The sequence below is a fragment of the Methylocella sp. genome (assembly GCF_041905455.1).
Classification (GTDB): domain Bacteria; phylum Pseudomonadota; class Alphaproteobacteria; order Rhizobiales; family Beijerinckiaceae; genus Methylocapsa.
Genome location: NZ_JAYRLA010000007.1, coordinates 173,160 through 182,421, shown reverse-complemented (window position 1 = coordinate 182,421; position 9,262 = coordinate 173,160). Strand labels below are relative to the sequence as shown.

Annotated in this window: 12 protein-coding genes and 1 riboswitch; of the genes, 8 read left to right on the top strand and 4 right to left on the bottom strand. The window is 69.2% G+C overall.

The annotated features are described in order from the left end of the window. From ACE3OG_RS08340 to ACE3OG_RS08325, 4 genes are all read right to left on the bottom strand, one after another. Positions 1-1,177, bottom strand: a 1,177-nt coding sequence (locus ACE3OG_RS08340) for an MFS transporter (RefSeq protein ID WP_374307530.1), incomplete at its 3' end; no start/stop codon positions are given. A 13-nt stretch (positions 1,178-1,190) separates the two neighbouring features. Then, the gene (locus tag ACE3OG_RS08335; protein WP_374307529.1) at positions 1,191-1,787 is read right to left on the bottom strand and encodes an NUDIX domain-containing protein; all 597 of its coding nucleotides are present in this window, start codon (positions 1,785-1,787) and stop codon (positions 1,191-1,193) included. Between the two features lie 3 nt (positions 1,788-1,790). Continuing rightward, the gene (locus ACE3OG_RS08330) at positions 1,791-2,582 is read right to left on the bottom strand and encodes an NAD kinase (RefSeq protein ID WP_374307527.1); all 792 of its coding nucleotides are present in this window, start codon (positions 2,580-2,582) and stop codon (positions 1,791-1,793) included. A 57-nt stretch (positions 2,583-2,639) separates the two neighbouring features. Next, positions 2,640-3,194, bottom strand: a complete 555-nt coding sequence (locus ACE3OG_RS08325) for a hypothetical protein (RefSeq protein ID WP_374307525.1) — start codon at positions 3,192-3,194, stop codon at positions 2,640-2,642. A 134-nt stretch (positions 3,195-3,328) separates the two neighbouring features. Here ACE3OG_RS08325 and ACE3OG_RS08320 point away from each other — a divergent pair, with 134 nt between their 5' ends. The 8 genes from ACE3OG_RS08320 (at position 3,329) to ACE3OG_RS08285 (ending at position 9,245) form a co-directional block, all read left to right on the top strand. Then, positions 3,329-3,490, top strand: coding sequence for a hypothetical protein (locus ACE3OG_RS08320; protein ID WP_374307523.1), 162 nt, complete (start codon positions 3,329-3,331; stop codon positions 3,488-3,490). Between the two features lie 14 nt (positions 3,491-3,504). Continuing rightward, positions 3,505-3,996, top strand: coding sequence for a VOC family protein (locus ACE3OG_RS08315; protein WP_374307522.1), 492 nt, complete (start codon positions 3,505-3,507; stop codon positions 3,994-3,996). 96 nt (positions 3,997-4,092) lie between these two features. Then, positions 4,093-4,176, top strand: a riboswitch (cobalamin riboswitch). A gap of 53 nt (positions 4,177-4,229) precedes the next feature. Then, entirely contained in the window at positions 4,230-4,436 is a 207-nt protein-coding gene (locus tag ACE3OG_RS08310) for a CbtB-domain containing protein (RefSeq protein ID WP_374307520.1), read from the top strand. 119 nt (positions 4,437-4,555) lie between these two features. After that, on the top strand, positions 4,556-5,311 hold the full coding sequence (locus ACE3OG_RS08305) for a CbtA family protein (protein ID WP_374307518.1): 756 nt from the start codon (positions 4,556-4,558) through the stop codon (positions 5,309-5,311). Between the two features lie 89 nt (positions 5,312-5,400). Beyond that, positions 5,401-6,498, top strand: coding sequence for a beta-N-acetylhexosaminidase (gene nagZ / locus ACE3OG_RS08300; protein ID WP_374307517.1), 1,098 nt, complete (start codon positions 5,401-5,403; stop codon positions 6,496-6,498). Between the two features lie 90 nt (positions 6,499-6,588). Then, complete coding sequence (locus ACE3OG_RS08295) at positions 6,589-7,416, top strand: TOBE domain-containing protein (protein WP_374307515.1); 828 nt, start codon at positions 6,589-6,591, stop codon at positions 7,414-7,416. Between the two features lie 80 nt (positions 7,417-7,496). Beyond that, on the top strand, positions 7,497-8,564 hold the full coding sequence (locus ACE3OG_RS08290; protein ID WP_374307513.1) for a sulfate ABC transporter substrate-binding protein: 1,068 nt from the start codon (positions 7,497-7,499) through the stop codon (positions 8,562-8,564). Positions 8,565-8,636: 72 nt separating this feature from the next. Further along, positions 8,637-9,245, top strand: a complete 609-nt coding sequence (locus ACE3OG_RS08285) for a nitroreductase family protein (protein ID WP_374307511.1) — start codon at positions 8,637-8,639, stop codon at positions 9,243-9,245. Positions 9,246-9,262 lie beyond the last annotated feature (17 nt).

Sequence of the window (9,262 nt, the reverse complement as noted above, 5' to 3'; positions counted from 1 at the left end):
CAATCAGTTCCGTCGCCTCGTCGTCCGCTATGAGCGACACGCCGACCTCTACCGCGCCTTTATCGTCCTCGCCGCCGCTATCATTTGCTTCAGGGCCTTGAGACGGTTTTGTTAGGCGCTCTAAGAGGAAGGCGGCGAGCGGGCTCCTCGTGTGTCGCAGGCTCGTCAGCAGCGGGACCGTGCCGAGCGTTCCGAGCGCGCCAAAAGCGATCAGCATCGGCCGCCTTCCGACCCTGTCGGAGATCGCGCCGTAGAGCGGCTGCAGCAGGAGCGCGAAGACGAGCGTTCCCGCCGTCACCAGCGTCGTCTGCGAATCGTCGAGGCCCACGGACAGCTTCAGGAACTTCTGCATGTAGGTTGTGTAGGTGTAGAAGGCCGAGGCGCCGCCGACCGTGATTCCGACCACAAGGGCGACGGCTCTCCAGTCTCGCAGCAGAAGCCGCCACGGGTTCTCCAGACGAATCGTCGGCTTCGCCGCCTCGAAAAGCTCGGTCTCCGGCATGTCGCGGCGGATGACGAAGGCGAAGATCGACAACAGCGCGCCGATGACGAAGGGTATGCGCCATCCCCACGCCTTCAACTGGTCCGGCGTCAGGAAGGCCTTCTGCAGGATCAGGAGCACGACGATCGCGAGAAGCTGCCCCCCGATCAGCGTCATGTACCATATGCCCGAATAGAATCCGCGCCGCTCGGGATGCGCGACCTCGCTGAGATAGGTGGCGCCCGATCCGTATTCCCCGCCCTGGCTGAGGCTCTGCAGCAGCCTCGCCACGGCCAGCATGACCGGCGCCGCGACGCCGATCGAGGCGTAGGTCGGCGTCGCGGCGATCAACAGCGAGCCGAAGCACATCAGCAGCACGGCGGCGGTCAGCGCGTTGCGCCGGCCGTGGCGGTCGGCGAAATAGCCGAACAGCGCGCTGCCGAGCGGGCGGACGAAAAAGGCCGCGGCGAACAGGGACGCGGCCGCCAGCTGCTGCGCGACAGGATCGGTCTGGGGAAAGAAGGCGCCGGCGAAGTAGAGCGAGAAGGCCGAATAGGCGTAAATGTCATACCATTCGATCAGATTGCCGAGGGAGCCCGTGAGCACCGCCTTCGAACGGCTGAACACGTCCGCCGCGTCGAATCCGTCAGAGTCGCGCCGGACGATCCCAACGCCCGAAACGGCGTCCTTCTCCATCGTCCGGCTCCCGTCAGATCGCCTCCCGCCGCTCCTCCATCAAGCCGGCGAGCCGGGCGTATTGCAACAATAGAATCGTCTTCGCGTCGACGATCTCGCCGCGCTCGATCATCGCCAGCGCTTCGTCGAGCGGCGCTTCGAGGACTTCGATGTCCTCGCCCTCGTCGGCGACGCCGCCGCCCTCCGCCACGCGGTCCTGCGCGCTGTACTCGGCGGCGAAGTAGGTGAGCTTCTCGCAGAAGCCGCCCGGGCTGGTGTAGCCCTCGAACAGGCGGCGCGGATTGCGCACCCTGAAGCCCGTCTCCTCCTCCGCCTCCCTGACGATCCGCGTCTGCGGATCCGCGCCTTCGAGCCGTCCGGCGCAGACCTCGATCAGCGCCTCGCGGCCTTCCTTCACATAGGCCGGCAGGCGGAACTGCCGCACGAGCGCGACCATTCCGCGCGAGGAATCGTAGAGCAGGATCGCCGCGCCGTCGCCGGTGTCGAAAAGCTCGCGCTCGAGCCTCTGCTCGCGTCCGTCGCGGCGCCGGTAAAGGATCGTCAGGCGCTCGAGCGTGCCGTAGCCCTTCGAGATCAGGGAGCGCCCGAGGATGCGGAGGCGGTCCTTCATGCCTCAATATCCGAATTGCTCGCGCAGGATGCGCTCGTTCAGCGAATGGCCGGGATCGTGCAGCAGGACGAGGTTCGTCGCATGGTCCATGGCGACGTCGACGCTGCGCACATGGCGCAGCTCGAAATGGTCGGCGACCGCAGCCACGGGCCGCTTGTCGGGCTCGAGGATGTCGATCGTCACCCGCGCCTGGTCCGGCAGCAGCGCGCCGCGCCAGCCGCGCGGCCGGAAGGCGGAGATCGGCGTCAGGGCGAGCATCGGCGCGTCGAGCGGCAGGATCGGCCCGTGCGCCGACAGGTTGTAGGCGGTCGAGCCGACCGGCGTCGCGACCAGCGCGCCGTCGCCGGCGAGGAGGTCGAGGCGCTCCGTGCCGTCGATCGAGATGCGCATCTTCGCCGCCTGATAGGACTGGCGCAGGAGCGAGACCTCGTTGATGGCGCGCGCGCTCGCCCGCGCGCCGTCGCGGTCGGCGACCTCCATCAGCAGCGGGTGGACGATCGAGGCCTCGGCCACCGCGAGCCGCCCGTGCAGGTTGAACACTGAGAAGTCGTTCATGAGGAAGCCGACGGAGCCGCGGTTCATGCCGTAGATCGGCTTGCCCGTTCCCATGAAGCGATGCAGCGTCTGCAGCATGAAGCCGTCGCCGCCGAGCGCGACGATGACGTCGGCTTCTTCCGGCTCGACGTGCTCGTAGCGCTCGATAAGGGCGTCGCGGGCGGCGCGCGCGTCCGGCGTCGGCGTGGACAGGAAGGCGATCCGCCCGAAGCGCGCGTCGGGATTGGCGGCGAGGGTCATGCGGGGCTCCAGCGCGGCGGAACGGGACGGCGGTCCGGCGGCGCGGACGGCTTGAGCTTACCCAATGGGATCGGGGCTGTCTCCCGCGAGCAGCAGCTGCGGCGCCTGCGAGAAGGTCCAGCCGGAACGCCCGCGCGAGAAGATCCAGACGACGTCGTACCGTCCATAGGGCCAGCCCTGCGGCGCGGTCGTCTCGTCCCCCAGAATGGCGTTGGCGATGAGATGCGCGCCGTCGTGCTTCCAGGAGATCAGCGCCGGGCCTTCGCCGGCGAGGACGGCGGCGACGAGGGCGCTTTCCTCGCCGCGATAGAAATCGCAGTTCATCTTGAGACCGATGAGGTCGGCGACGGGGCTGAGGGTGAGCTGCGGGCGCAGGCTCGGATCGCGCGCGTCGGCCTTGCAGGCGTAGAGCGCCTTTGGCGTCTCGAGGCCCGGCTGGGAGAAGCGGCCGTCGAGCGGCGCGAAGAAGCGCGCGAGCGCGCCGGCGCGCCGCCATCCGGGCACGGTGAGCGCTTCCTTGTCCTTGCGCCCGGAGGCGTCGACGCCGCGAAACGCCTTGTCCGGCGTCGGACGCTCGGCATGGCGAATCAGCATGATCTTGTCGCAGGCCATATGTTTCTCCTTAACCATGCCTCGCCGTTTCGTGATTTCGCGCGTCCGCCGCTTGGAGAATACGCGCCGCGCGTGCGAAGTTCACGCCTGCTGCGCCCTCTCGCCGGGCGCGAAGGAAGCGAGGCGAAGCAGGCATGGCGCGACCACATCCTTTCCGGCGGCATGATCTTGGCCGCGTCCACCACCGGCTCGCCTTCTGGATCGCCTTCGCGCTGTTCCTCGCCGCGGCGGCGATCTATGTCGCGAGCGACGATCTCGCCTGGCGTCCCGCGCCGCCGCAGACGGAGAGCCCTTGACCGGAGGACGAACGATGGAGACCACCAGAAAAGGGGCCAAGAATACGATCTGCCTCTGGTACGACAAGGACGCCGAGACTGCGGCCCGCTTCTATGCGCGGATATTTCCCGACAGCGCGGTCGGCGCCGTCCATCGCGCCCCGGCCGACTATCCTTCGGGCAAGGCCGGCGACGTGCTGACGGTCGAATTCACCGTCTGCGGCGTCCCCTGCCTCGGCCTCAACGGCGGGCCGGCGTTCAAACAGAGCGGAGCCTTCTCGTTCCAGATCGCCACCGACGATCAGGAGGAGACCGACCGCTACTGGAGCGCCATCGTCGACGGCGGCGGCCAGGCGAACGCGTGCGGCTGGTGCAGAGACAGATGGGGCGTGTCCTGGCAAATCACGCCGCGCGTCCTGACGCAGGCGATCGCGGCCGGGGGCGATGAGGCGAGGCGCGCCTTCACGGCGATGATGGGCATGACGAAAATCGACGTCGCCGCGATCGAGGCGGCCCGCCGCGGCTGAGCGGCTCGCGGCTCGAAAGCCGCGGCCCGCGCCGCCGGAACGCGTCATTGACAGGGTCATGACGCAGCCATAGCATCGACGCCGCGATGCGAAGAAGGCGGTGAAAATCCGCCGCGGCCGCGCCACTGTCAGCGTCGTCCGCCCACGGGCCTCCTTCCCCGGGGCGACGCGCGAGCCAGACCTTCCGACGCACCTGCAACGCTACGGGGACGCGTGATCCCGAGGAGCCGTTCATGACACAGGCAACAGTCACGGCCGCCGCGCCGCGGCCCATTCCCATCAGCGAGATCCTGCCCTGGCTCGTCTTCGGCGGCGTGGTCAGCGCGCTGTTCATCTATTTCGTCGGCGCCGAGCAGGGCGCGACCTCGATCTTCGCCGGCCATTACATTCATGAGTTCGTCCATGACGGGCGCCATCTCATGGGCTTTCCCTGCCACTAGCCTTCCGTCCGAACGGGATCGATGAGCCGACGCGAGGCCGGGCGAGGGCCCGGCCGGCGTTCGCCTGAACGCCGGCGGCCGCGCGCCGGCGCGGCCGACAAGCTGAAAAAGAGGGGAACATGGTGGGACAGCTTCTGTGGCGCGGCATGCTCGCCGGCCTCATCGCCGGACTTTTCGCGGCGGGAATCGCCTTCGTCGCCGGTGAAGGCTCCGTCGATCGCGCGATCGCCTTCGAGAGCGCGGCGGCGCAGGCGGCGGGCGAGCCCGAGGAGCCGGAGATCGTCAGCCGGGAGGTTCAGCGCAGCGTCGGCCTCGCGACCGCCGGGGCGCTCTATGGCGTCGGGCTCGGCGGCTTCTTCGCGCTGGCCTTCGCCTTCGTCAACGGGCGCGTCGGGCGGCTCGAACCGCGCGCCGTCGCGGCGCTCGTGGCGCTGGCCGGCTTCCTCGTGATGGGGCTCGCGCCCTGGTTCAAATATCCGCCGAACCCGCCCTCGGTCGGACAGCCCGATACGATCGGGCTGCGCACGCAGCTTTATTTCGGCCTCGTCGTATGGAGCGCGCTGACGGCGATCGTCGCTTCGCTCGTTTATGGGCGCGCGGCGGCGCGGATCGGCGGATGGGGCGCCGGGCTTCTCGCCGTCGCGCTCGCGCTCGTCAGCTACGCCGTCGCCGCCGCCGTTCTGCCGCCGATCAACGAGGTTCCCGAAAATTTTCCGGCCGATCTGCTGTGGCGCTTCCGCGTCGCCTCGCTCGGCGCGCAGGCGGGATTCTGGGCCGCGCTGGGGCTCGCCTACGGCGCGCTCGTCGCCCGCCTGCCGGGCTTCGATTTCGCGTCGCGCCGCGCCGACGCTCCCGCCCGCTATGCGGCGTTCTGAAACGTGCAACTGGCGGGCGCCTGAAACTTCTGCAATGTTCCTCACGTTCGCGCCCGTCGGGACGACGGGCGTTCGGTTGAGGACGAGGCATGGGCGAGCAGGCGATCGACACGGTCGGCGAGCATTTCTTCGTCGGACTGCGGCCGACGCCCGCGCTCGACGATCGCGACCGAGCCCTCCTGCAGGAGCTGCGTCCCGCCGGGGTCGTGCTGTTCAAAAGCAACTTCCGGCACGACCTTTCCTATGAAGGCTGGCTCGCCAGCCATCTGCGCCTGATCGAGGACGTGCGCGCCGCGATCGGGCGCCCCAACATCTTGATCGGCGTCGACCACGAAGGCGGCCGGGTGTGCCGCACGCCGGCGCCGATGACCCGCTACGCCCCCGCCGCCCGATGGGCGAAGAGCGCCGCCTCGGTCGGGCGCGCCATGGGCCGCGAGCTCGCCAGCCTCGCCTTCAACGTGAGCTTCGCCCCGGTTCTCGACGTCCACACCAACCCGCAAAATCCGGTGATCGGCCCGCGCGCCTTCGGCGCCACCCCCGATGAAGTCGTCGCCGCCGCCCTGCCGTTCATGCGCGCCCTGCACGGCCAAGGCGTGATCGCCTGCGGCAAGCATTTTCCCGGGCACGGCGACACCGCCGTCGATTCGCATCTTGGCCTGCCGACGCAATCCTCGAGCCTCGACGAATTGCGCGCGCGCGAGCTGAAGCCCTTCGCGGCGGCGATCGCCGCGGGCGCGCACATGCTGATGAGCGCTCATATCCTTTATCCGGCCGTCGACGCGCGCGATCCCGTCACGCTGTCGAAGCGCTTCCTGACCGATCTCCTGCGCGAGGAGATGGGATTTCGCGGCGTCGTCGTCTCCGACGACATCGGCATGGGCGCGATGAAAGGCTATTTCGACGATTCCGAAGCCGCCGTCCGGCTGGTCGAGGCGGGCGCCGACATGCTGATGGTCTGCGCCCATTTCACCGACGCCGACCGCGCCCGCGGCTTCGCGGCGTCCCTCGTCGCCGCGCGCGAGAAGGGGCGCCTCGATCCGCAGCTGCTCGCCCGCTCGGCGACGCGGGTGAAGTCGCTGCTGGCGAGGGCGCCGCTGCATCAGGTGCAGATGCTGTCCGAAGCCTCGTTCCGCACGCATCGGGCGGCTGGCGAGCTTTTTACCGCTGAAACGGCGGAAGTGATGTAGGGCGCCGCTCTTTTCTGATGAACCCCGCGCCGGGCGGATATAGATTCGTCGCGCGCGCGGCGGCTCGCCCCGCCGCGCCGGGGGAGCGAAATGCCTCGGGTGAGGGCCGCGGAGATCGACGCGCTGCTCGCGCTCCGCGCGAACGGCAAGCTGCTCGTCGGCCGCGAGCGGATCGCGCTGCTCGAAGCCGTGATCGCCCATGGCAGCATCACGCGGGCCGCCGAAGCCGCGGGCTTCAGCTACAAGACCGCCTGGGACGCGGTGAACGCCATCAACAATCTTCTGCCGCGCCCCGCCTTCCTGACCCACACCGGCGGGCCGAAGGGCGGCGGGGTGAGCGTCACCGTCGAGGGGCGCCGGCTGGTCGCGGCTTTCCGCGGCCTCGAGGCCAAGCTCGCCCGGATCTCCGCCATGATCGCGACCCAGGGCCTCGAGGAGCGCGACGAGTTCGTCCTGCTGTCGATGACGATGAAGCACAGCGCGCGCAACGCCTTCCGCTGCGTGGCGCGGGACATAAGCAGCGGCAAGCTTAGCGCCGACGTCGCGCTCGAGATGGCCGATGGGGTCGAGATCCGCGCGATCCTCACCAACGCCAGCGTCGCGGAGATGGGCCTTTCCCCCGGCGCCTGCGTGCTCGCCCTCGTCAATGCGGCCTCGGTCATGCTCGCGCCCCATGAGGAGGACGCGGAAGGAAGCGCGGCCTCCGAATCTCCCGGCGCGCGCCGCAACCGACTCGCGGGCCGGGTCGTCGCGCGCTTCGACGGCGACGGCTTCGCCGAGGCGACGGTGGAGCTCGGCGCCGGCAAGACGCTGGTTTCGCTGATGAGCGTCGCGAACGCCGACGCCGCCGGCGTCGCCGCCGGGGCGCGCGTCTGCGCGACGTTCCTCGGCGCCGACGTGGTTCTGGCGGGCGATTGAGGCTAAGGCGGTCGGGTGTGCGCTTGACAATGCATGTTCAGTCTATAGAAAAAGTAGAATAATCATAGACGGAACCCGCCATGACGTCCGCTTCCCTGCTTCGTCCGCCTTCGCCTTCCCCTCTGCGCGCGTTCGGGCGGCTCGCCGCCGCCGCGTCGCTCGCCGCCGTCCTCGCCGCCGCCGGCGTCTGCGTCTCTCCCGCGCGCGCCGCCGAGGAGTTGCTCAACGTCTCCTACGATCCGACGCGCGAGCTCTACCGCGCGGTCAACGAGGCGTTCGTCGCCGAATGGAAGGAGAAGACGGGAGAGACGGTCGCGGTGCGCGCCTCGCACGCCGGATCGGGCGCGCAGGCCCGCGCGGTGATCGACGGTCTCAAGGCCGACGTCGTGACCCTCGCGCTCGCCGCCGACATCGACGCCATCGCGGCGAAGACTGGCAAGCTGCCGGCCGACTGGCAAACGCGCCTGCCGCATAACTCCACGCCCTACACCTCGACCATCGTGTTCCTCGTGCGCAAGGGCAATCCCAAGAACATCAAGGACTGGGACGATCTCGTGAAGCCGGGCGTCGGCGTCGTCACGCCCAACCCGAAGACCTCGGGCGGCGCGCGCTGGAACTTTCTCGCCGCCTGGGCCTACGCCGCGAAGAAATTCGACGGCGACGAGGCGAAGATCCGCGCGTTCGTCCAGGCGCTCTACCGCAACGCCCCGGTGCTCGACACGGGCGCGCGCGGCTCGACGATCAGCTTCGCCCAGCGCGGACAGGGCGACGTCCTGATCACCTGGGAGAACGACGGCTTCCTCGCCTCCGAGGAATTCGGCAAGGACAAGTTCGACATCGTCACGCCGTCGCGCTCGATCCTCGCCGAGCCGCCGGTGGCGCTCGTCGACGCCAACGTCGACGCCAAGGGCACGCGCAAGCTCGCGCAAGCCTATCTAGAATTCCTCTACACGCCGAAGGCGCAGGCGATCATCGCCAGGAATTTCTATCGCCCGATCGACCCCACGGCGGCCGATCCCAAGGACCTCGCCCGCTTCGGTCGCCTCGAGCTCGCCACGGTCGACGGCGACTTCGGCGGCTGGAAGGTCGCGCAGCCGCGCTTCTTCGGCGACGGCGGCGTGTTCGACCAGATCGCCGGCGGCCACTGACGCGGCGGCGCGCGGCTTGACCTTGAGGCCGCGCGCGCCCATCTCAACGGCCAAGCCCCGCCGGAGCCCGCAATGACCGCGACGACAGAATTTCCCCGCAAGGCGCATCATCCCGTCGACAGGATGTTCGTCGAACGCTGGTCGCCGCGCGCCTTCTCCGGCGAGGAGATCCCGCAGAAGGACCTCGCCATTCTGTTCGAGGCGGCGCGCTGGGCGCCGTCCTCGTATAATTCGCAGCCTTGGCGCTTTTTCTACGCGCGTCCTGGCGATGCGAACTTCGCGGGCTTCGTCGGGCTTCTTTCGGCCAATAACCAGACCTGGGCGAAGCACGCCGGCGCGCTCCTTGTCCTCGCCTCCAAGAAAAGCTTCACGCCCGCCGGAGCCGGCGCCGCGGTCGAATCGCGCAGCCATTCCTTCGACGCCGGGGCCGCCTGGGCCAATTTCGCGCTGCAGGCGCATCTGCTCGGCTACGGCGTCCACGCAATGGGCGGCTTCGACGTCGAGCGCGCGAAAACCCTGCTGGGGATGCCGGAGGACTTCCGGCCGGAGATCGCCATCGCCGTCGGCCGGCGGGGCGACAAGGCGCGGCTGCCGGAAGCGTTGCAGGCGCGCGAGACGCCGAACGGCCGCAAGGCGCAGGAGGAGTTCGTCTTCGCAGGACCTTACGCCGAGCGCCCGTAGGAAACGGCCGCCCGCCT